At 74.6% G+C, this 20,191-nt stretch carries 21 protein-coding genes; 10 read left to right on the forward strand and 11 right to left on the reverse strand.

The window, feature by feature from the left end; all coding sequences use genetic code 11:
• Positions 1-44: 44 nt before the first annotated feature.
• From ACN27D_RS25480 to ACN27D_RS25495, 4 genes are read left to right on the forward strand one after another with little or no spacing between them, the layout of a single operon-like run.
• Complete coding sequence (locus tag ACN27D_RS25480) at positions 45-383, forward strand: PadR family transcriptional regulator (protein WP_013285163.1); 339 nt, start codon at positions 45-47, stop codon at positions 381-383.
• Positions 380-1,201, forward strand: coding sequence for an ATP-binding cassette domain-containing protein (locus ACN27D_RS25485; RefSeq protein ID WP_120570806.1), 822 nt, complete (start codon positions 380-382; stop codon positions 1,199-1,201). Before ACN27D_RS25480 ends, ACN27D_RS25485 begins: the two co-directional genes overlap by 4 nt.
• The gene (locus tag ACN27D_RS25490; protein ID WP_421500183.1) at positions 1,198-1,884 is read left to right on the forward strand and encodes a hypothetical protein; all 687 of its coding nucleotides are present in this window, start codon (positions 1,198-1,200) and stop codon (positions 1,882-1,884) included. Before ACN27D_RS25485 ends, ACN27D_RS25490 begins: the two co-directional genes overlap by 4 nt.
• Before the next feature lie 52 nt (positions 1,885-1,936).
• The gene (locus ACN27D_RS25495) at positions 1,937-5,074 is read left to right on the forward strand and encodes a BTAD domain-containing putative transcriptional regulator (RefSeq protein ID WP_421500184.1); all 3,138 of its coding nucleotides are present in this window, start codon (positions 1,937-1,939) and stop codon (positions 5,072-5,074) included.
• Here the strand turns inward: ACN27D_RS25495 and ACN27D_RS25500 are convergent.
• Together ACN27D_RS25500 and ACN27D_RS25505 are read right to left on the reverse strand one after the other, a co-directional pair.
• Positions 5,058-5,804, reverse strand: a complete 747-nt coding sequence (locus ACN27D_RS25500; protein WP_421500185.1) for an ABC transporter permease — start codon at positions 5,802-5,804, stop codon at positions 5,058-5,060. The genes ACN27D_RS25495 and ACN27D_RS25500 overlap by 17 nt on opposite strands.
• Positions 5,801-6,742 (reverse strand): ATP-binding cassette domain-containing protein, encoded by a 942-nt coding sequence (locus ACN27D_RS25505; RefSeq protein ID WP_421500186.1) that lies wholly within the window; start codon positions 6,740-6,742, stop codon positions 5,801-5,803. Before ACN27D_RS25505 ends, ACN27D_RS25500 begins: the two co-directional genes overlap by 4 nt.
• Positions 6,743-7,090: 348 nt before the next feature.
• On the opposite strand from ACN27D_RS25505, the gene ACN27D_RS25510 reads away from it, so the two are divergent.
• Positions 7,091-8,173: a hypothetical protein gene (locus ACN27D_RS25510; protein WP_421500187.1), complete on the forward strand. Its 1,083-nt coding sequence runs from the start codon at positions 7,091-7,093 to the stop codon at positions 8,171-8,173.
• Complete coding sequence (locus tag ACN27D_RS25515) at positions 8,170-9,159, forward strand: BtrH N-terminal domain-containing protein (RefSeq protein ID WP_421500188.1); 990 nt, start codon at positions 8,170-8,172, stop codon at positions 9,157-9,159. Before ACN27D_RS25510 ends, ACN27D_RS25515 begins: the two co-directional genes overlap by 4 nt.
• A 3-nt stretch (positions 9,160-9,162) precedes the next feature.
• Here ACN27D_RS25515 and ACN27D_RS25520 read toward each other — a convergent pair whose 3' ends face one another.
• Positions 9,163-9,588 (reverse strand): VOC family protein, encoded by a 426-nt coding sequence (locus tag ACN27D_RS25520; RefSeq protein WP_071095991.1) that lies wholly within the window; start codon positions 9,586-9,588, stop codon positions 9,163-9,165.
• A gap of 45 nt (positions 9,589-9,633) precedes the next feature.
• Positions 9,634-12,906: a hypothetical protein gene (locus tag ACN27D_RS25525; protein WP_421500189.1), complete on the reverse strand. Its 3,273-nt coding sequence runs from the start codon at positions 12,904-12,906 to the stop codon at positions 9,634-9,636.
• A gap of 243 nt (positions 12,907-13,149) precedes the next feature.
• Between ACN27D_RS25525 and ACN27D_RS25530 the strand changes: the two genes are divergently transcribed.
• The gene (locus ACN27D_RS25530) at positions 13,150-14,043 is read left to right on the forward strand and encodes a sulfotransferase domain-containing protein (protein WP_421500190.1); all 894 of its coding nucleotides are present in this window, start codon (positions 13,150-13,152) and stop codon (positions 14,041-14,043) included.
• Between the two features lie 49 nt (positions 14,044-14,092).
• Here the strand turns inward: ACN27D_RS25530 and ACN27D_RS25535 are convergent, their stop codons facing one another.
• Positions 14,093-14,557: a VOC family protein gene (locus ACN27D_RS25535; RefSeq protein ID WP_121683115.1), complete on the reverse strand. Its 465-nt coding sequence runs from the start codon at positions 14,555-14,557 to the stop codon at positions 14,093-14,095.
• A gap of 151 nt (positions 14,558-14,708) precedes the next feature.
• Between ACN27D_RS25535 and ACN27D_RS25540 the strand changes: the two genes are divergently transcribed.
• The gene (locus ACN27D_RS25540) at positions 14,709-15,419 is read left to right on the forward strand and encodes a helix-turn-helix domain-containing protein (RefSeq protein WP_421500191.1); all 711 of its coding nucleotides are present in this window, start codon (positions 14,709-14,711) and stop codon (positions 15,417-15,419) included.
• Here ACN27D_RS25540 and ACN27D_RS25545 read toward each other — a convergent pair.
• Positions 15,401-15,979, reverse strand: coding sequence for a dihydrofolate reductase family protein (locus ACN27D_RS25545; RefSeq protein WP_421500192.1), 579 nt, complete (start codon positions 15,977-15,979; stop codon positions 15,401-15,403). The genes ACN27D_RS25540 and ACN27D_RS25545 overlap by 19 nt on opposite strands.
• 55 nt (positions 15,980-16,034) lie before the next feature.
• Entirely contained in the window at positions 16,035-16,499 is a 465-nt protein-coding gene (locus ACN27D_RS25550) for a rhodanese-like domain-containing protein (protein ID WP_421500193.1), read from the reverse strand.
• A gap of 62 nt (positions 16,500-16,561) precedes the next feature.
• On the opposite strand from ACN27D_RS25550, the gene ftrA reads away from it, so the two are divergent.
• Positions 16,562-17,563, forward strand: a complete 1,002-nt coding sequence (ftrA, locus tag ACN27D_RS25555) for a transcriptional regulator FtrA (protein WP_421500194.1) — start codon at positions 16,562-16,564, stop codon at positions 17,561-17,563.
• Here ftrA and ACN27D_RS25560 read toward each other — a convergent pair.
• The 3 genes from ACN27D_RS25560 to ACN27D_RS25570 are packed head-to-tail and all read right to left on the reverse strand — an operon-like array spanning position 17,530 to position 18,681.
• Positions 17,530-17,898 carry a nuclear transport factor 2 family protein gene (locus ACN27D_RS25560; protein ID WP_421500195.1) on the reverse strand — a complete coding sequence of 123 codons (369 nt, stop codon included), beginning with the start codon at positions 17,896-17,898 and terminating at the stop codon, positions 17,530-17,532. The genes ftrA and ACN27D_RS25560 overlap by 34 nt on opposite strands.
• Entirely contained in the window at positions 17,876-18,352 is a 477-nt protein-coding gene (locus tag ACN27D_RS25565; RefSeq protein ID WP_358173148.1) for an SRPBCC family protein, read from the reverse strand. The genes ACN27D_RS25560 and ACN27D_RS25565 overlap by 23 nt, the downstream gene beginning before the upstream one ends.
• Positions 18,349-18,681, reverse strand: a complete 333-nt coding sequence (locus tag ACN27D_RS25570) for an ArsR/SmtB family transcription factor (RefSeq protein ID WP_421500196.1) — start codon at positions 18,679-18,681, stop codon at positions 18,349-18,351. The genes ACN27D_RS25565 and ACN27D_RS25570 overlap by 4 nt, the downstream gene beginning before the upstream one ends.
• 214 nt (positions 18,682-18,895) lie before the next feature.
• Between ACN27D_RS25570 and ACN27D_RS25575 the strand changes: the two genes are divergently transcribed.
• On the forward strand, positions 18,896-19,618 hold the full coding sequence (locus tag ACN27D_RS25575) for a hypothetical protein (RefSeq protein WP_120570791.1): 723 nt from the start codon (positions 18,896-18,898) through the stop codon (positions 19,616-19,618).
• On the opposite strand, the gene ACN27D_RS25580 is transcribed toward ACN27D_RS25575, so the two are convergent.
• Positions 19,615-20,184, reverse strand: coding sequence for a hypothetical protein (locus ACN27D_RS25580; protein WP_421500197.1), 570 nt, complete (start codon positions 20,182-20,184; stop codon positions 19,615-19,617). The genes ACN27D_RS25575 and ACN27D_RS25580 overlap by 4 nt on opposite strands.
• Positions 20,185-20,191: the final 7 nt, after the last annotated feature.

Genomic DNA, 20,191 nt, shown 5'->3' on the forward strand with positions numbered 1-20,191 from the left:
ACCGTCATCGCGGATGTCGTCCGATCGGGACAGTGCGGAGCGGAATGAACCAGGAACGGCGGGCGCAGTGGCTGCGCGGGGTGCTCGACCTCTGCGTGCTCGCGCTGCTGAGCCGCGGCGAGTCCTACGGCTACGAGCTGTCCCAGGCGCTGCGGGCCCACGGGCTGGGCGCCGTGCAGGGCGGCACCCTCTACCCGGTGCTGCTGCGGTTGCAGCGCTCCGGCCTGCTCACCGCGCACTGGCGGGAGGGCGGGACCGGGCCCGCGAGGAAGTACTACCGGATCAGCCCGGCCGGCAGCGCGGCGTTGCGGGCCGCCGCGATCGACTGGAGCGCCTTCGCGTCGAGCGTGGGCACGATACTGCGCGAGGAGCCGAAGCGGTGAACCACGAACCCTGGCTCGCCGCCCTGACCGGCGAGCTGCGCCGGCACGGGGTGGGGCCCGACCTGACCGGTCACGTCGTCGCCGAGGCGGCCACCCACCTGCTCGACAGCGGGGAATCGCCGCTGCGGGTCTTCGGCGCGCCGGAGGCGTACGCCCGGGCGGTGGTCGACAGCCTCGGCGGCCCCGACGTGCGGCCGCCGCGCCGCCAGCCCGGACCGGTGCGGCTCGCCGCCCGGGGCGTCACCAAGCGCTACCGGGGACGCACCGTCCTGGACCGGGTCGACCTCACCGTCCGGGCCGGCCAGATCGCGGCGGTGGTCGGCGCCAACGGCGCCGGCAAGAGCACGTTCCTGCGGATCTGCGCCGGCCTGCTGAGCCCGGAGGCGGGCACCGTCGAGGTGCACGGCACGCTCGGCTACTGCCCGCAGGACGGCGGCACCGCCGAGTTCCTCAGCCCGGACGAGCACTTCGTGCTCATCGGCGCCGGCCGAGGGCTGGGCCGGACGGCGGCGCGGCGGGCCGGGCGCGCGGAGGCGGCCGGGCTGGAGTGGACACCACCGCGGCGCACCCAGGCCCGGCACCTCTCCGGCGGCACGCGGCAGAAGCTCAACCTGGTGCTGGCCCGGCTCGGCGAGCCGGACGTGCTGCTGCTCGACGAGCCCTACCAGGGGTTCGACCGGGGCACCTACCTCGACTTCTGGCACGAGGTGTGGCGGTGGCGCGACGCAGGCAAGGCCGTCGTGGTCGTCACCCACCTGCTCAACCAGCTCGACCGGGTCGACGTCGTGCTTGATCTTTCCGGGGAGCGGAACGCATGAGCCGGACCCTCGTGGTGGCCGAGGCCGCCCTGCGCGAGCTGCTGCGCCGTCGTACCGTGCTGGTCATCCTGCTGCTGATGCCGCTGGCCTTCTACCTGAGCCGCCGCGGCGACTTTTTCGGGCAGTCGATCCGCTTCGTCTGTCTCGGCCTGGCCTGGGCGCTCAGCACCGCCGCGCTGTTCGCGGGCAGCGCGGCGCGGGGCATGGAACCCCGCCTGCGGCTCTCCGGCTACGGCAGCCGGCACCTGGTGCTCGGCCGGCTGCTCGCGCTCTGGACCGTCGGCGTGCTGCTCTCCACCCCGTACTTCCTGCTCGTCCTGGTCGACCAGCGCGACGTGCGGTACGGCGCGATCGCGCTGATCATGGCGTTGACCGTGTTCGTGTCGGTGCCGTTCGGCCTGCTGCTGAGCGCCGTGCTGCCGCGCGAGCTGGAGGGCACGCTGGTGCTGCTGACAGTGGTCGGTCTCCAGATGGTGATGGACCCGGCGGGCAGCGCCACCCGGGCGCTGCCGTTCTGGTTCAGCCGCGAGCTCGCCACGTACGCCGTGGACCACACCGACGGCGGCTACCTCACCCGGGGCCTGACCCACGGGCTGGTCTTCGCTGTCGCGCTCACGGTGCTGGTCGTGGTGGCCGCCGCGGTGCGACTGCGACAGCGCCGGCATCTGCGCCTGGCCACCTGACCGGCGGGGGCGGCGGACCGGACCGGGGCGCGGGCCGTGGCAGGATCGGCGCGTGCAGATCGGGTTGCTCGGGCCGTTCCAGGTCACCACGGACGGCGGCCTACCGGCCGACGTGCCGGGCGCACGGCTGCGCGGACTGCTGGCCGCCCTCGCGCTCCAGCCCGGCCGGGTGGTCCCGAAGACGGCGCTCGTCGACTGGATCTGGGGCGAGCAGCCGCCCGCCGACGCCGCGAACGCGCTGCAACGGCTGGTGTCCCGGCTGCGCAAGGCGCTGCCGGCGGGCGCCGTCGACGGGCTGCCGGACGGCTACCGGCTCGCCGTCGAGCCCGACGCCGTCGACGCCGTACGGTTCGAACGTCTCGTCCGGCGGGCCCGCGACGGCGACGGGCCGCAGCGGGTACGGCTGCTGCGCGAGGCGCTGGGCCTGTGGCGCGGCGACGCGCTGCGCGACGTCGGCCTGCCCGACAGCCCGGCGCTCGACGCGGCGGCGACCCGGCTGGAACGGCTGCGCCTGACCGCGACGGAGGACCGGTACGACGCCGAGACCGGGCTCGGCGGGGAAGCGGACCTGATCCCGGAGCTGACCGACCTGGTGGCCGCCCATCCGGTTCGCGAGCGGCTCGCCATGGCACTGATGCGTGCGCTCGCCGCCGCCGGCCGGGACACCGAGGCGCTGCTGGTCTACCAGCGCACCGCCGACGCGCTCGCCGACGCGCTGGGCGCCGACCCGTCGCCGGAACTGTCAGCGCTGCACGTCGCCCTGCTGCGGGGCGAGACGGTACGCCGCGACGACACCCGCCGGACCAACCTGCGCGCCGAGCTGACCAGCTTCGTCGGCCGGGACGCCGACCTCACCGCCGTCGGCGCGCTGGTGACCGAGCACCGGCTCACCACGCTCACCGGCCCGGGCGGCTCCGGGAAGACCAGGCTGGCCACCGAGACCGGGCGCCGGATGACGGGCGACCTGCCGGACGGCGTGTGGCTGGTGGAGTTCGCCGCGATCAGCGCCGACGGGGACGTGGCACAGGCGACGATCTCCGGGCTCGGCCTGCGCGACGCGCTGCTCGGCGACGCGGGCAGCGCGGAGCCGGACGACCGGCTCGTCGCGGCGATCCGGGACCGGGAGATGCTGCTGATCCTGGACAACTGCGAACACGTCGTGGAGCAGGCGGCGGCGCTGGCGCACCGGCTGCTCGGCGAGTGCCGGCGGCTGCGGATCCTGGCCACCAGCCGGGAACCGCTCGGCATCACCGGGGAGGTGTTGTGGCCGGTCGCGCCGCTGGGCCTGCCGGACGGCGACGCCGTGGTCGCCGAGGTCGAGTCGTCGCCCGCCGTCCGCCTGCTGCGGGACCGGGCCGTCGCGGTCCGCCGGGACCTCGCGTCGGACGCCCGCACGGCGATGACGATGGCGCGGATCTGCCGCGCGCTCGACGGCATGCCGCTGGCGATCGAGCTGGCCGCGGCGCGGCTGCGCGCCATGTCCGTCGACCAGCTCGCCACCCGGCTCGACGACCGGTTCCGGCTGCTCACCGGTGGCAGCCGGACCGCCCTGCCCCGGCACCGGACGTTGCGCGCGATGGTCGACTGGAGCTGGGAACTGCTCACCGACGCCGAACGCGCGGTGCTGCGCCGGCTGTCGGTGTTCTCCGGCGGGGCGGGCCTGGACGCGGCCGAGCGGGTCTGCGCCGGCGGCGCCGTCGAGCCGGGCGACGTGCTCGATCTGCTCACCGCGCTGACCGAGAAGTCGCTGCTGGTCGCCGCCGGCGACGTCGCGCCGCGCTACCGCATGCTCGGCACGATCAAGGAGTATGCCGCGCAGCGGCTCGCCGAGGCGGGGGAGGCGGACCTCGCGCGCCACACGCACCTGGCGTACTTCACCGAACTGGCCGAGACCGCCGAGCCGCGGCTGCGCCGCGCCGACCAGCTCACCTGGCTCGCCCGGCTCGAAGCCGAGCACGACAACATCACCGCCGCGATGCGCGGTGCGCTCGCCGCGGGTGAGGGGCGCGAGGCGATGCGGCTCGCGGCCGGCGCCGGCTGGTACTGGTGGCTCGGCGGCCACCGGACCGAGGGCATGGAACTGATCATCGCGGCCACCGAGACGCCCGGCGACGTGCCCGACCACATCCGCGCCGTGGTGTACGGGCTGGTGGTGCTGTTCCTCAGCTCCGGCCCGGGCGACGCGCAGCACGCGGCCGAGTGGATCCACAAGGCGTACCGGTTGAGCGGGGAAGGCCGCGGCGGTCACCCGGAGCTGGCCCTGGTCGTGCCGATGGAGCGCATGCTGCGGGAGCCGGGCGCGCTGCTGCCCGCCTGGGAGTCGCTGCTCGACCACGAGGACCCGTGGGTACGCGCGCTGGCCCGGCTGCACCTGGGCAAGCTGCGGGTCATCCTCGGCATCGAGGCGGCGGAGGCGGAGGCGTGCCTGCGGCAGGCGCTCGCCGAGTTCCGGGCGGTGGGCGAACGCTTCGGGATCTCGTTCGCGCTCAGCGAGCTGGCCGAGCTGATCGCCGTACGCGGTGACGTCGTCGCCGCCTGCGCGTACTACGAGCAGGCCGCCGCGGCGGTCACCGAGGTCGGCGCCGTCGAGGACGTGATCCGGATGCGGGCGCGGCTGGCCTGGCTGTACCGGCTGGGCGGCGACGAGGCGGCGAGCGCCGCGGCCGTGGCCGAGGCGCAACGGCTCGCCGCCCGGGTCGCCTGGCCGGGCGCGCTGGCCGAGCTGGCGCTGGCCGAGGCGTACATGGCCCGCCACGACGGCGACGCGGACGAGGCGTACGCGCAACTGCGGGCGGTGTCGGCGCTGCTCGGGGACGAGGCGGACCTGGCCGGCGTCCGGGCGGGCACCCAGGATCTGCTGGGCTATCTGGCCGAGGACGTCGAGCAGGCCCGTACCCATCGGGCGGCGGCGTGCCGGGCGGCGCGCGAGGGCGGCTACGCGCCGCTGACCGCGCAGGTGCTCGTCGGCGTCGCGGACCTGGCGTTGCGGCTGGACCGGCCGGACCAGGCGGCGCGGCTGCTGGGCGCGGGCGACGCGGTACGCGGGCTGCCCGACCGCACCCACCCCGACGTGCCCCGGATCGAGGCGGCGGCGCGCGACCGCCTCGGCGACGCGGGGTTCGCCGAGGCGGTCGCACAGGGCCGGGAGACCGGCTGGGAGCGGCTGGTCGAGATCACGCTCGCTTCGTGAACGTGGACCGCGCCCAGAGGTAGCCGACCAGCGCGATGCCGGCGCACCAGGCGATCGCGGGGATCACGTCACCGGCCGACGGCGTACCGCCCAACAGGCCGCGCAGGGTCTCGATGATCGGCGTGAACGGCTGGTACTCGGCGAACTGCCGCAGTCCCGGCCCCATCTTGTCCGCCGGCACGATCGCGCTGCTGAAGAACGGCAGCAGGACCAGCGGCACGGCGGCCATGCCCGCCGACTCCGGCGACTTCGCGAACAGGCCCAGCGCGACTGTGAACCAGCTGACGGCGACGCTGAGCAGCACCACCATGCCGGCCACACCGAGCCAGTGCAGGGGATCGGCGGCCGGGCGGAAGCCGAGCAGGAACGCCACCCCGACCAGGGCCGCGACCGCGAGGACGTTCGTCAGCACGGTGGCGACGACGTGGCCGGTCAGCACCGCGCCCCGGGAGACGTGCATGACCTTGAACCGGTTGATGATGCCCTTGGTCATGTCGGAGCTGACCGACGTCGCGGTGCCGCCGAGGCCGTAGCAGACCGCCAGCAGCATCAGGCCCGGCGTCGCGTAGTCGACGTAGTCGACACCGACGGAGAACGCGTCGCCGAGCATGTAGACGAACATCAGCATGACGATGATCGGCATCAGCACCGCGTTGAACACCGAGGTGGGGTTGCGGCGCAGGTGCGTCAGGTTGCGGCGCAGCATGACTACCGAGTGGTTCCTGCTCATTTCGCGGCCACCTCCGGGGTGCGGCCCGTCAGGGCCAGGAAGACGTCGTCGAGGTCGGGGGTCTGTACGGACAGGTCGCCGGCGGTGATCGCGTGCGCGTCGAGCCGGTCGAGCAGGGCGCGCAGCGCCGCGGTCCCGCCGTCGGTGGGCACGCGCAGCGCCAGCGCCTCCTCGTCGCGTACCGCGTCGGACAGCACCAGCGCCGCCGAGTCGAGTTCGGCGAGGGTGCCGAACCGCAACCGCACGTGCGTGCCGGGGATCCGGCGCTTCAGCTCCTCCGGCGTGCCCTGGGCGACCAGCCGGCCCTGGTCGAGCACCGCGATCCGGTCCGCGAGGCGGTCGGCCTCGTCGAGGTACTGGGTGGTGAGGAAGACCGTCACGCCGCCGGCCACCAGTTCCCTGATGATCGACCACATGGTGCGGCGGCTGCGCGGGTCCAGCCCGGTCGTCGGCTCGTCCAGGAAGATGATCCGCGGCTCACCGACCAGCGTCATCGCTAGGTCCAGCTTGCGGCGCATGCCCCCGGAGTACGTCGACACGAGCTTGTCGGCGGCCTCGACCAGGTCGAACCGTTCCAGCAGTTCCGCGACGACCCGCTTGCCGGGCACGCGGTCGCGCGGGCCGAGGTCGACCATGAGTTGCAGGTTCTCCCGCCCGGTCAGCAGTTCGTCCACCGCCGCGAACTGCCCGGTCACGCCGATCGCCGCGCGGACCGCCTTGGCCTCGGTGGCCACGTCGTGCCCGGCGACCCGCACCGACCCGGCGTCGGCGCGGATCAGGGTGGTCAGGATGTTGACGGTGGTGGTCTTGCCGGCCCCGTTCGGGCCGAGCAGGGAGAAGATCGTCCCGGCGGGGACGTCCAGGTCGATGCCGTCGAGCACCACCCGGTCCTTGTACGCCTTGCGCAGCCCGGAGACCGCTATCGCTGAACTCGTCATGCGCCCACCATGGGCGGCCGTACCGCCACCGCCCTGACACGGCGCTGACACGGCCGCTGACAGCTTGTCGGTGGGGCGGCGTACGGTCCCGCCGTGGATCGGGAGACGTTCTGGGACATCGTGGAGCGGGCGCGCTCGACGCCGCCGACCGCGCTGCTCCCCCGGCCCGGCGCCGGCCGACCCGGCCGGTGCGGACTTCGACTTCGGCGACGACGAGCAGATGCGCGCCCGCCTGCCGCGCCTGGCGGCGATCTGCCGGCCGGTGGAATGACGCGTCACGGCCCGCCGCCGACCCGATCCGGGTTAACCGCTGGTCCGCCGCGGGCCGGGTGGGCGAGCATGGTCGGCATGGCCGGGTCGACGGGTGCGAGGCTGCCGCTGCAGGGCGGGCTGCCACCCGGCGAGGCGCTGACCGGCGCGGTGCGGGAGATCGCCTGCGACGAGTCCGGCTTCTCCGGCACCAACCTGCTCGACCCGGCCACCCCGGTGATCGTCCACGCCAGCGTCGACCTGAGCCGTGACGAGGCGGCCGCGTTGATCGGTACGCTGCGGTCCGGGTTCCGGTTCTCGCCCGACGAGGTCAAGTCGCGGCAGTTCCTGCGTCGCCGTGAAGCCGCCGAGGCGGTGGAGTGGTTCCTGTCGGCGTTGCGCGGCCGGGCGCACGTGCACCTGGTCGACAAGGAGTTCTTCCTCGCCACCCGGGTCGTCGACCTGCTGCTGGCCGAGCCGTCGTACGCGGCGGGCACCCGCCTCGCCGGTGACCGGCGTCCGGCCGCGGCGGCGCTGCACCGGGCCGGGCGGGCGGCCGGACCCGGCTGGGCGGTCTTCCTCGCCGCCGTGGTCGAGATGCTGCGCACCAAGCGGCGGGACCGGGCCGACGACCGGAGCGTGGCACGGTTCTTCGCCGCACGGGACGCGCTGCGCCGCCACGTCGACGACACGCAGGCCGGGGCGGTCCTCGACGCGCTCGACCCGGCCCGGGTGGCAGCCGTGCAGGCCCGGTTGTACGCGGGCGACCGGACGATCCCGCCGCCGCTGGAGCCGCTGCTGCCGGCGCTGGCCGAGACCGTCCTGCACTGGAGCGGCGGCCGGTGGCGGGTGCTGGTGATCCACGACGAGCAGAGCGCGCTCACCGAGGACCGGCTGCGCCGCCTCCAGGCGGCGCTGGCCGCAGGCGATCCGGCCGGCCCGTCGCCGCTGGCCGGGCTGGTGATGGCCGACTCGCGCGACGACCCGCGCGTCCAGGCCGCCGACCTGCTCGCCGGGGTGGCCCGCCGGATGCCCGGCGTCCCCGGCGACGGGCCGCTGCGCCCGCTGCTGTCCCCGGCCCCCGGCCACGACCCGGGCGCCGTCGTCGCGACGCACGAAGCGGGCACCGCAGCCGTGGCGCACGCCCCGAACGCCGTGACGGCGGAACAGGAGCCGACGTGATCCTCGACGACGTGACGCCGCGCGCCGGAGTGCACTGCGAGACCACCACGCTCGGCGTGCTGACGCGGCACGCCGGCCTGGACCTGTCCGAGCCCATGCTGTTCGGTCTCGGCGAAGGGCTCGGCTTCGTCTACTGGGACGCCAAGAGCATGGACGTGCCGTTCCTCGGCGGGCGCACCAAGCCGCTGTGCGTGACCCGGGCCGCCGCCGGCCGCCTCGGTCTGGACCTGCGCGTCCGCGAGACGACGTCGGCGGCCAAGGCGTGGCGCGACGTCACCGACGCGCTGGACGCCGGGCACCCGGTCGGCCTGCAACTGGACTCGTACCACCTGGACTACTTCACCACCAAGGTCCACTTCGGCGGGCACACGGTCGCCGTGTACGGCTACGACGACACCCACGCCCACCTGGTCGACACCGCCCAGCAGGGCGGCGCGGTGACCACCACGCTGGAGAGCCTGGCGCGGGCGCGCGCCGCGCGTGGACCGATGACCGCGCGCCACCTGTCGTACACGCTCACCGCGCCCGGCGGCCCGCCGGACCTGGCCGCCGCCGTCCGCGCGGCGGTACGCGCCAACGCCGGGGCGTTCCTCGACCCGCCGATCGCCAACCTCGGCCACCGGGGGATCGCCACCGCCGCCGCCCGGGTGACCCGCTGGCTGGACCGCGCCGCCGATCCGGCCCGCGACCTGCCGCTCGCCGCGACGCTGATGGAACGCGGCGGCACGGGCGGCGCGCTGTTCCGCGCCGTGTACGGCGACTTCCTCGCCGAGGCCGCCGCCGTCACCGGCGACGCGCGACTGCGGCGGGCACAGCGGATGTACGCCGACATCGCGCCGCTGTGGACCGCCGTCGCCGACCACATCGCCGCCGCCGGGCGGACCGGCGACGCCGCCCACCTGACCCGCGCGTCGGCGGTCCTGGCCGACCTGGCCGTCCGCGAACGCGAGGCGATGACGGTGCTGGCCGCCGTGGACGCCGGGTAGCGGTCAGCCGAGCTGCTGGGCCAGCGCCACGATGACTCCCGCCGGGCCGCGCAGGTAGCACAGCCGGTAGACGTCGCCGTAGTCCGCCACCTCACCGATCAGCTCGCCGCCGTGGGCCCGCAGGCGGGCCACCGTGTCGTCGACGTCGTCCACGGCGAACATGACCGACCGCAGGCCGAGCGTGTTCGGCGGCGCGTCCGACGGTTCGGCGGCGACGAGCGCCGGCGCCCGGAACCGCGTCAGTTCGAGCTTGCCGTGGCCGTCCGGGGTGCGCATCATCGCGATGTCCACCCGCACGCCGTCCATGCCGTTGACCCGGTCCACCCAGGCCCCCTCGACCGGCGTCTCGCCCTCCACCTCCATGCCGAGTTCGGTGAAGAAGGCGATGGCGGCCGGCAGGTCGTCCACCACGACGCTGACGTGGTCCATCCGCTGAAGCGTCACGCCCCGAGCATAGGGCGACGTCCGGCCCGGTCAGCTCATGTCGAGCGTGTACGCGGCCTCCCGCACGTCGGCGTCCGGATGACGGCGCAAGCCGACGAGCAGGTCCCGCCACGGCGTCTTCCAGCCGAACTCCGACCCGTGCGCGACGAGCGCCACCGCGAACAGCCCACCGGCCAGGTCGCCGCGCCCGGCGAGGCGCGCCACCGTGCCGGCGAGCGCCGCCGGGTCGGGCCGCCGCCGCATGGTGAGCAGGCGATCGCCGACGCGTTGCGCGGTGCGCACCGCGACCACGGGCCGGCCCGCGCAGAGCGCGGCGACCTCGTCCAGGTCGTCGAGGCGGCCGAGGTCGACGAGCAGCCCGGTGGCCGTACCCAGGAAGGTGTCCCGGCCGGCGAGCCACCGCGCGGCCTCGACCAGCCCGGCCCGGTCGGCGGCGGCCGGGCGGCTGTCGGACCACAGGGCCGCGCCCTCCGCGAGCAGCTCGACGCGCCGCCGGGCGGGCCGGTCGGCGGCCGGAGCGCCCGGGTCGTCGTCGGCGGCGTCCCGCTCCACCAGCCGGGCCAGCGCGGCCCGGAACGCCCCGTCGCCGCCGGCCCGCAGCAGGTTCGCCACCCCGATGCCCGGCGTCGTCTCGTCCGGGTCGGTGAGCCGGTCCACGACCAGGTCGGTGACGCCGGTCAGCCACTGCCACCACTCGCCGAGCGCGTCGAACGCCGCGCGGCGGACCTCCCGGTCGTCGGCCCGGCACGCCTGCACCACCAGCGCGGCGTAGGTGCGGCGGTGGCGCTGCGAGATCCCGGACGGGTACGCGCCGAGCACCGCCCGCCGCTCCTCCCGGCTGGCGTGCACCGCGGCGCGCAGGACCGCCCAGCCCGCCTCGGTCCCCAGCCGCTGCCGGGCGGCGGAGACGATCGCCGCGCGCACGTCGCGGTGCGTGCCCGGATCGGCGTACGCCTCACCGAGCGCCGCCATCACGTCCACCTGCGCGTAGCGGGCCAGGAGCCGGGCGGCCTCCTTGCGGCTGGTGACCTTCGCGGCACCGGTCAGCACCCCGCCCAGCAGCTCGGCCAGCCGGGCCGGCGGGACGTACCGGGCGGCCCGCCCGGCGGCGTACAGCGCGACGCGTGCCCGGTCGCCGTCGGCGTACCGGAGCAGCACCGGGAACGCCTCGTCCGGCCGGTCGGTCCAGACCAGCGCGCCCAGCGCCGCCTCGGCGACCGGCACCTCGGACGCGTCGACGTGGCGCAGCACCAGCTCGCGTCCGGCCGGTCCGGCCCCGGCGGCGGCCCGGATCGCCGCCGCCCGCTGCCACACCCGGTGACCGGAGTCGGCGACGACGCGCGCCTGGAGCGCCACGAAGCGTTCCTGGTGGCGGGGGAGCCACCGTTGCGCGCGCGGCGCCGGGCCGGGCACCCACCGTTTCCCGTTCTCCACGAACCGGCCGCGCGGGGGCCGGTCCAGCACCCGGTCGAGCAGGTCGGTGCGGGACGTGCAGACGATCGCCCACACCTCGTGCAGCGCCACCGCCGACGCGTCGACGTCGAGCACCTCGGCGACGCGCCGCGAGCGGGTACGCGGGTCGTCGAGCCAGAGCCCGGCCGCCGTCCGGGCGACAGCGGGCAGGGTGTCCGGCCCGATCGTCCGGCGCAGCAGGTCCTGCAGCCCCGGCAGACGCCAGGCCCGCCGGCCGAGCGCGTGGGTGAACGCGAACAGCAGCCCGTACCGGCCGCGCGCCATGCCCGCCTCGATCCGGCCGCGCAGCCGGTCGAACACCACCGCCTCCTGGCCGTGCCGCAGCACGGTGTCGAGCCGGCGCAGCACCGGAACGTTCGCGTCGCTGCTCACCGCGTCGATCGTGCGCAGTGCCCATTCGACCAGTTCCGGCACGTCCACGTGGTGGGTGAGGACGTCGACGGCGAGCCGGCTCAACGCGGTGGTGGTGGTCGCCGAGGCGTCCCGCGCGTCGACCGCGTCGGTGGTGAGCCCGGTCAGTCCACCGGCGCTCGTGGCGGTGAGCAGCGGCGCCACAGTGGCGAGCGCGGTGAGCGCGGCCGCGCGTACCGGGTCCTGCTCGTTGCGCAGCCGGCCGAGCCGGACCACCACCTGGGCCACCGTGCGCGGGTCGCGGGAGCGTCGCGCTGCCGCCACCAGCAGCCGCCAGCCGTCCGCCCGCTCGTCCGCGTCGCCCGAGCGCAGCGCCGCGCTCGCCGACGCGGACGCCTCCGGCCAGGGCAGGTACGCGCTCCAGAACCGCACCTGCTCCTCCCGCTCGCGGACCGACGGCAGGGTCAGCACCCGGGCCGCCTCGCGCGCCCGTACCGCCGCCGGCAGCACCTCCATCACCTGGGCGCCGGGCAGCAGCGCCGTGGTGTCGGTGTCGGCCAGCGCCCCGTCGTACAGCTCGGCGCGGCGGCTCGGCGCGACGGCGTGCAGCAACGCGGCCAGCGCGTGGTCGTGCTCCCGCAGCCGGGCGGCCAGCGGGACCAGCTCGGCGGTGGGCAGCGCGGCGAGGCGGCGCAGCAGCGCCCGGGGCAGCGTGGTGCGTGCCAGCCAGGCCGCGCGTGCGGGCGACGTGAGCAGGCGGACGACCCGGCGGGCGTCGTGTGCGGCGAGCCGCCCGTACGCGACGGGCGGGCCGGGCAGCGACTCCTCGGGCGCGTACCCGTCGAGCAGGTCCAGCGCCCGCGCCGGATCGCCGTGCAGCACCGCGCCGGCGACCTCCGCCCAGATCCGCCCGCGTGACTCCGGTGGGGCCACGGCCATCCGCTCACCGGTGCGCGTCAGCACGATGTCGGAGTGCGACCGCATCAGCCGTTGCGGGTTCAGCGCGTGTTCCAGATCGGGCAGCCACGCCCGTACCGTCTCGGGGCCGCACGCCGGCAGCAACGCGGCGGCCTCGTGGTCACCGAACCGCTCTCGTACCCCGATGATCAGCGCGTCGGCGACGGCCGGCACCGGGTTGCGGCGCAGCGCCCGGTAGACGCGCCGCCGCGCGTCGGCCGGCCGGTCGGTCAGGTCGGGGGGCGTCACGCCGGCCCGCACGGCGGCGGTCAGCGCGGTGGCGGCGATCGAGGGTTCCGGGTCGAACGTCGCGGCCAGGACGGCCGCGGTGTCCCGGGTCGCCAGCGCGGCGAGCAGCGCGAGACGCCGCTCGTAGGGCCCGTGCCGGCGCAGGTCGGCGCAGACCTGCGCCCGGTCGGGCGCGGTGCGTGCCCACGCCACGAGGCGCCGCGTCCGGTCGCGGTGGGGCAGCGGGTCGAGGGCGGCGAGCAGGTCGCGGGTGGCGGTGGGCACGGCGCTCATTGTGCCGGTGCGCGGGTCGCCGCGGGTGCCCGTCGCGCCTATTCCGCAATTCCTATGGAAATTGTAGATTTTCAGCGTTCTCCCAGCCGCCCGGGATTGACATCAATCGGACCGTCGGGGATATTCCTAGCGGCGCGTCGGGGCGCGGGGCGGAGCAGGCGAGGTCTGCGGACTTCACCTGCGTGACGTGCGGAAAGGTGTTCGTGCTGCCCCTGCTCCGCGGGGTCCGGATGAGGTTGGGAAATGATTAATCGGGCCGTCGAATTCGCCAAGCACAATTCGCCGAATTCTCTGCGGGTCAAGGCCCGGCGGGCGCAGATGGAAGCGCGCAACGCCCGTATGCGACTCACCGTTCCGGTGGTGGCCCAAAGCGAGTTCGACAACATCTTCCACTGCACCGTCCGCAAGACCGGCAGCCAGTGGATCAAGGCGTTGTTCAGCGACCCGGCCGTCTACCGCCACAGCGGGCTGCTGCCCTACGACCCGCGCTTCTACTCCGGCGGCGCGACCGCGCCGGTGCCGGCCGGCCGCATCGGCCTGGCGATCTTCCTCTCCCACAAGCGGTTCGAGGCGGTGCCCAAGGCCGGCGGCTACCGCGCGTTCTTCGTGATCCGCGACCCGCGCGACGTGGTCGTGTCCAGCTACTTCTCGCTGCGCAACTCGCACGCCCCGATGGGCGACATCCCGCAGGCGCGCAAGGCCCTCCAGGAACTGCCGAAGAAGGAGGGCATGCTCTACGTCATCGACCGCCTGCGCGACAAGAAGCAGTTCGGGCAGATGCGGTCCTGGGCGGTCGCGCCGAGCGACGAGACGTTCCGGCTGTTCCGCTACGAGGATCTGACCGGCGAGCGGCAGGCCGACGAGGTCGACCAGCTCCTGCGGCACTGCGGCATCACGCTGCCCCCGGCCGAGCTGGAGGCCCTGCTGGCCCGCTACAGCTTCACCAGGATGAAGAAGTCGAAGGAGACGCCCGGGCGGATCTCCCACTACCGCAAGGGCGCGTCCGGCGACTGGCGCAACCACTTCGACGACGACATCTACGCCGCGTACACGAAGGCGGCCGGTGACCTCGCGGAGATCCTCGGCTACCCCGCCCGGGACGACGAGCGGAACGGGCAGGAATCCGCCGCACGGTAGAGCGGTGACGGCGGTACGGTGTTCGTCCCGCTCGGAAGGGGACGCATCATCACGAGCCTGCCTGCCCGAACCACAGATCGTGGACAGACTGCAAGCCGTCGTGCGTCGAGTCGGTCACTCGGAAGAACTTCCACGCATAGCCGAAGGGGTCCTCGAACTCGACGTACCTCTCTCCCCACGGTGCGTTCGCCGGACCGGCACTGATGACGCAGCCGGCAGCTTCACACCGCAGGGCGGCTTCGTCGATGTCGTCTACCTCGAGCCCGATGACAACGCCGAGCCCGCGCGGGCCGGTCTTCGTCTGACGTTCCCGGGCGCTGTCCGGGAACGGGATGCCAACCAGCGCGTCGACCAGCAACTGCAACGGACCCCGCCGGAGGATTGCCATGGCGAGACCACCATCAGCGCCAGGCACCGTGCCCACCGGGACAAAACCAAAACTCTGATACAACGTCGAGGCCGCCGTTACGTCATTGACCCGCAGCGCGACCCGTACCGGTGGCTCGTCGGTCATCCCGCGACGGTAGCGATTCGGCACACTGCGCGCAACGCTCACCCAACCGGTCCATTCCACCTCCGTATCTCGACGGTCCTTTCCGGAACGCGAAGGATCGTGCGAGGCGGTGAGCGAATAATCCCCACCTGGGCCGCCGTATGCTCCTGCCGTGGAGCTGCGGTTCACCACCCGGACGTCCGACTCGGACTGGATCGACACCGTGTGGACCTGCACCAGCGATCGGGTCGACGAGATGACGTCGGTGGCGACCCCGTGCTGGGGGCTCGTGTTCTGGCAGCGCGACGGGCGCTCGTACGCGGCCGTCTCCGGCCCCGAGACCGCTACCGGCACCGCGCCGGTGCCCGAGGGCGCCACGTTCGTCGGCATCGAGTTCGCGGTGGGCACCTCGCTGCGGCTCGTACCCACGCCCGCGCTGGTCGACGGCGGCGCCGAGCTGCCCGACGTGAGCCGCCGGACGTTCCGGCTCGACGGCGGCCGGTGGCCCACACCCGGCCCGGACGACGCCGAGGCCCTGGTCGACCGGCTGGTCCGTGCCGGTGCGGTGGTCCGCGACCCGCTCGTCACCGAGACGCTGCGCGGCGGCCGCCCACCGGCCTCACCCCGTACCCTCGAACGCCGGTTCCGCGCCGCGACCGGCCTGACCCGGGGCGCGGTGCGGCAGATCGACCGCGCGCGCCGCGCCGCCGTGCTGCTGGCCGCCGGCGGCCCGCCCGCCGACGCGGTCACCACCTTCGGGTACGTGGACGAACCGCACCTGGCCCGCGCGCTGCGCCGGTACGTCGGACGGACGGCCGGTGAGCTGCGCGCGGGCGCCGGTGGTGCGATAGCGCTGGACCCGGCTCAGCGGGTCACGTCGTAGATCAGCTTGACCACGCCGTTGGGGTAGGCGGCGGAGTCGCGCAGACGCAGCGTCTGCCGGTCCCGGTCGGCCTGGCTGAACAGGCTCTTGCCGGCGCCGAGCAGCACCGGGAAGACGAGCAGGTGGTACCTGTCGATCAGGTCCGCCTCGGCGAGACGGCGGGCGAGTTCCGCGCTGCCGTGGATGAAGACGTCGCCGCCGTCGCCCTGCTTGAGCGCGGCCACGTCGGCGGTGCTCCGCAGGACCGTCGTCGGCCCCCAGCCGTCGACCAGGGCGTCCTCGGGCAGACTGGACGACACCACGTACTTCGGCAGCTCCCGGTAGGCGGCGTGGTCCTCGGAGTCGCGCCAGGTCGGCGCGAACGCCTCGTAGCTGCGCCGGCCGAACATCAGCGCCGTGGTCTGCGCCAGTTCCTCGCCCTTGAGCGAGAACGCCTCCGGCAGGAACTCGACGTCCTTGACGACCCAGCCGCCGCTGCGGTGCTCCTCGCCCGGGCCGCCGCCGGGGGAGTCCACGACGCCGTCGAGCGACATGAATCCGGTGTACACGAGATCACGCATGCGGGCCATGCTAGGAACGGCCGCCATCTGCTGTCTTGTACGGAACCGACACGCCTCAGCAGCCGCACGAGACGCCGGCCGGGGCGGTGAGGTCGTCGGCGGGCCGCCGGACGAGCCCCGCCCCGGTACGCACCGGGAAACCCTCCCGCACCCAGTACTCGTACCCGCCGATCATCTCCTTGACCGGCCGGCCGAGCCGGGCGAACTCCAGCGCCGCGCGGGTGGCGCCGTTGCAGCCCGGCCCCCAGCAGTAGGTGACCACCGTGGCGTCCGGCGGGAGCAGCTCGCCCGCCCGCGCGGCGATCTCGGCGGTGGGCAGGTGCACGGCGCCGGGGATGTGCCCCTGCCGCCACGCCGGAAGGGAGCGCGAGTCGACCACGACCAGGCCGGGGACGCCCGCCTCCAGGTCGGCGTGCACGTCGCTCACGTCGGCCTCGAACGAGAGGCGGGCCGCGAAGTGGGCGAGGGCGTCGGCGGGGCGGGCGGCGGGAATGCGCAGGACGTTCGACATGGCACCCATCGTGGTGGCCGCCGTCCGGCCGCTCCAGTGGCGCGAGCGGCGCCCTTCGCTAAGATCCCGCCATGAACTGCGCCACCGTGTCGGTGCTGGCGTACGAGGGCATGTCGGTGTTCGAGACCGGCATCGTCACCGAGGTCTTCGGCCTGCCCCGCCCCGAGTTCGACGTGCCCTGGTACGAGCTGACCGTCTGCGCGGAGACCCCGGGCACGGTGCGGCTGGTCGGCGGCGCCACCCTGCACACCGGCCACGGCCTCGACGCGTTCGCTGCCGCCGGCACGCTGATCGTGCCCGGGGTCGCCGACGTGCACGCCGACCCGACACCGGCGCTCACCGGCGCGCTCCGTGCGGCCCACCGGCGCGGCGCCCGGATCGTGTCGATCTGTTCGGGCGCGTTCGCGCTGGCCGGCGCCGGCCTGCTCGACGGCCGCCGGGCCACCACCCACTGGCGGTACGCCGACCTGCTCGCCCGGCGCCACCCGGCGGTACGCGTCGACCCGGACGTCCTCTACGTCGACGACGGCGACATCCTCACCAGCGCCGGCAGCGCCGCCGGTCTCGACCTCTGCGTCCACCTGGTACGCCGCGACCACGGCCCGACGATCGCCAACGCGGTCGCCCGCCGGCTGGTCGTACCGCCGCACCGCGAGGGCGGCCAGGCGCAGTTCATCGAGTCGCCGGTGCCCGGCGACCCGGAGGACGACCGGCTCGCCGCGAGCATGTCGTGGGCGCTGGCGAACCTCGACACCCCGATCACAGTCGACCGGCTGGCGCGGCAGGCGCACATGTCGGCGCGTACCTACCTGCGGCACTTCGCGCGGGCCACCGGCACCACACCGATCCGGTGGCTGATCGACCGGCGCGTCCAGGCCAGCCTGCCGCTGCTGGAGACGACCACCGTGCCGATCGAGGAGGTCGCCACGACCGTCGGTTTCGAGACGGCGGTGACGTTCCGGCACCACTTCACCGCCGCGATGCGGACCTCGCCGTCGGCGTACCGCCGGGCCTTCACCCGGCCCGGCGGCCGCCGCGCTCACGACCCGGCGACCCCCAGCGGTACGACGTAGGAGTCGACGCGGGCGATGAGCCCGTCCCGGAACGTGAACAGGTCGTTGAAGGCGAACCGGAACGGCCCGTGCTCGACGCTGACGCCCCGGCCCTCGCCGGTCACCACGACGACCGGCCCGTCCTCGTGCACGCGCTCGACGTCGAGCCGCGGGCTGCCGGTGAACGCCGGATTCTCGATCTCGCCGTCGAACTCCGCCCGGCCCCGCGTGGTCCGGTGGCCGTGGATGACCCACTCGACGTCGTCGGTGAGCGTGGCGAGGATGCGTGCGTGGTCACCGGCCCGGAAGCCGGCGAAGTATTCGGCGACCAGGTCACGCTGGGTTGCTCGGGTCACTGTCGTCTCCATCGTCGTGGTGTCGGAGGTGCGCGGCGAGGGCGTCGAGGATCGAGGCGAGCCCGTCGGCGGCCTGGTCGGTGCGCAACTCGGGCGGGAGCTTGCGCTGGTGCACGGTGAGGTCGGTGCCGTCCCCGGCGGGCCGCAGCGTGACGGTCGTGCGCAGCCCGGTGACCGGCTCGTCGAAAACCAGCTCACGTGGCCTGTCGACGCTCACGTAGACGAACCGCAGCCGTCCGGTCCGGCCGTCCGGCGCGCGCGTGTCGAGCGCGAACTCGCCGCCCGGTCGCAGGTCGACAGTCACCGACGCCCGCGGCACCGTGGCGTGTGAGCCGCCCCAGAACGCGGCGATGCCCGCCGGTGAGGTGAAGGCCACCCACACCCGGTCCGGCCCGGCCGGAAGGTGACGCCGGGCGATCAGCTCGTCGCCGTGCCGCTCGGTACGGGCCCTCACCGGGTCGCCTCCGGTCCGGCGAGGTGGTCTTCGAGCGCGTCGAGACGGTCGTCCCAGGCGCGGCGCTGCTCGTCGATCCACGTACTCAGCCGGGTGAGCCGGTCGACGCGCAGCCGGCACGGTCGCCGCGTGCCCTCCCGTCGTTGCTCGACCAGGCCACACCGGCGCAGCACGCCGACGTGGTGGGAGATGGCCTGCGGCGTCAGGTCGAACGGCTCACCCAGCTCGCCGACTGTGGCCTCACCCCGGGCGAGGCGGGTCACCAGGGCGCGGCGGACCGGGTCGCCGAGGGCGGAGAACGCGAGGCCGAGGTCCGGATCGGAGCGCATGACCCGCACGCTATCGCAAACGTACGTTTGCGCAAACAAATCTTTGCATATTGCTGGTCACGCGGGTGGCCTCCGCGCCGGAACGTGGCACGGGGTGTGGGCGTTGGGGAAGCAGGGACGGGAGCGGCCGTTTCGGGCGGCGTGGCATCGGGAACGTCGTCGGGACGGGCACGGGACGGAGGTCGACGTGAGGACACCGGGTCGCCGTAGGCGGATGCTTGGCGTACCCCTGCTCGTCACCGCGCTGCTGGCCGGCGCGTGTGGCGACGGCGGTGAGAACGACGGCGGCGGCGACGCGGGGCCGGGCGCGACCTCGGCGGCCCCGGCGCCCACGGCCGTCACGCCGTCGGCGTCGCAGTCGTCCGGCGGGCGCGTGACGATTCCGACGTCCGCCTTCGCCGACCTGCCGCCGGAACTGCGCAAGTCCGACGCGCAACCGATGGAGGTCACCGACGCGCTGCCCGGGTTGTGCGACCAGGAGTTCCGCAGCGGCGGACGGTCGGTCACCGCGAGCGCCGCCATGATGAGCGCCTACAAGCAGCCGAAGGACCCGCCGGAGAACGTGCCCTACGGCACGCTGCACCAGACCGTCTTCGCCTTTGAGGGCACCGGCGCGGCCGACTACCTGCGCCGGGTCCGCGGCGCGGTGGCGGACTGCCGGTCGTTCCAAGCCTCGGGCGGCACCGTCACCGTCCGGTCCCAGCCGATGGCCGGGACCGGGGACGAGGCCCTGCTGGTCACCGTGAGCCGGCCGGCGACCGGCCTGGACGGCAGCCCGGCCGAGGGCCGGACCACCAGCCAGATCCTCGTGATCCGGGTCGCCGACGCGGTCACTGTCGTGCACGACCAGGGCTGGGAGGGCACCAGCAACGACCCCGGCCTGGCCGACGACGTCGCCCGGGCCGCTGTCCGCGGCCTCGACTCCTGGCAGCGCTAACGACGGCGGCGCGCCACCCGGCGTACGAGCAGGAAGGCGACGCCTCCGGCCAGCACCCAGGGCGCGGCGACCACGACCGGGTCGAGCGGGTGGTGCACGCGGTCGACCCGGTTGCCGCGCCGCGACGACAGCCCGTGGTGGGTGAACTCGCTGCGTACGCCCGTCTCGGCCACCGGGTTGTCCGGGTGACGGCTGAACAGCGACCCCAGCCTGCTCTCCGCGGTGTCGACCCGGTCGGCGGCGAGCAGCAGCAGCCAGTGCGCCGCGCGGCCCTCGCTGAACCGGCGGTACGAGTAGCGGCGGATCACGCCGGAGAGCCCCTTGGGCGGGCACGAGGTGCCGAAGACCGGGGTGAGGAACCTGTGCTCGATCGACCGCTCGCGCGGCCACTTCTCCGGCTGCCGCTCGGGGAACTCCCAGTGCGCGCCGGTGATCTCCGGGGCGAAGCGCTCCTTCGGTACGGCGGGCCGGTCGGCCGGGTCGAGGTCGGCGCCCCACCCGGCGATACGGGCACGCAGCTCGTCCGGGGACTCGGCGAGTTTCGGCTTGTCCGGCGTGTACGGCATGGTCGGC

Origin of the sequence: Micromonospora sp. WMMD1274 (genome assembly GCF_049179035.1) — a bacterium.
Taxonomy (GTDB): domain Bacteria; phylum Actinomycetota; class Actinomycetes; order Mycobacteriales; family Micromonosporaceae; genus Micromonospora; species Micromonospora tulbaghiae.

Bases quoted from the DNA above. Each gene is read 5' to 3' on its own strand.
- ACN27D_RS25520 (WP_071095991.1), bottom strand. From the start codon at position 9,588: ATGGACCACGTCAGCGTCGTGGTGGACGACCTGCCGGCCGCCATCGCC.
- ACN27D_RS25545 (WP_421500192.1), bottom strand. From the start codon at position 15,979: ATGCGTGATCTCGTGTACACCGGATTCATGTCGCTCGACGGCGTCGTG.
- ACN27D_RS25575 (WP_120570791.1), top strand. From the start codon at position 18,896: ATGCTTGGCGTACCCCTGCTCGTCACCGCGCTGCTGGCCGGCGCGTGT.
- ACN27D_RS25480 (WP_013285163.1), top strand. From the start codon at position 45: ATGAACCAGGAACGGCGGGCGCAGTGGCTGCGCGGGGTGCTCGACCTC.
- ACN27D_RS25535 (WP_121683115.1), bottom strand. From the start codon at position 14,557: ATGACCGACGAGCCACCGGTACGGGTCGCGCTGCGGGTCAATGACGTA.
- ftrA (WP_421500194.1), top strand. From the start codon at position 16,562: ATGAACTGCGCCACCGTGTCGGTGCTGGCGTACGAGGGCATGTCGGTG.
- ACN27D_RS25550 (WP_421500193.1), bottom strand. From the start codon at position 16,499: ATGGGTGCCATGTCGAACGTCCTGCGCATTCCCGCCGCCCGCCCCGCC.
- ACN27D_RS25570 (WP_421500196.1), bottom strand. From the start codon at position 18,681: ATGCGCTCCGATCCGGACCTCGGCCTCGCGTTCTCCGCCCTCGGCGAC.
- ACN27D_RS25505 (WP_421500186.1), bottom strand. From the start codon at position 6,742: ATGACGAGTTCAGCGATAGCGGTCTCCGGGCTGCGCAAGGCGTACAAG.
- ACN27D_RS25525 (WP_421500189.1), bottom strand. From the start codon at position 12,906: ATGAGCGCCGTGCCCACCGCCACCCGCGACCTGCTCGCCGCCCTCGAC.
- ACN27D_RS25580 (WP_421500197.1), bottom strand. From the start codon at position 20,184: ATGCCGTACACGCCGGACAAGCCGAAACTCGCCGAGTCCCCGGACGAG.
- ACN27D_RS25500 (WP_421500185.1), bottom strand. From the start codon at position 5,804: ATGAGCAGGAACCACTCGGTAGTCATGCTGCGCCGCAACCTGACGCAC.
- ACN27D_RS25490 (WP_421500183.1), top strand. From the start codon at position 1,198: ATGAGCCGGACCCTCGTGGTGGCCGAGGCCGCCCTGCGCGAGCTGCTG.
- ACN27D_RS25510 (WP_421500187.1), top strand. From the start codon at position 7,091: ATGGCCGGGTCGACGGGTGCGAGGCTGCCGCTGCAGGGCGGGCTGCCA.
- ACN27D_RS25530 (WP_421500190.1), top strand. From the start codon at position 13,150: ATGATTAATCGGGCCGTCGAATTCGCCAAGCACAATTCGCCGAATTCT.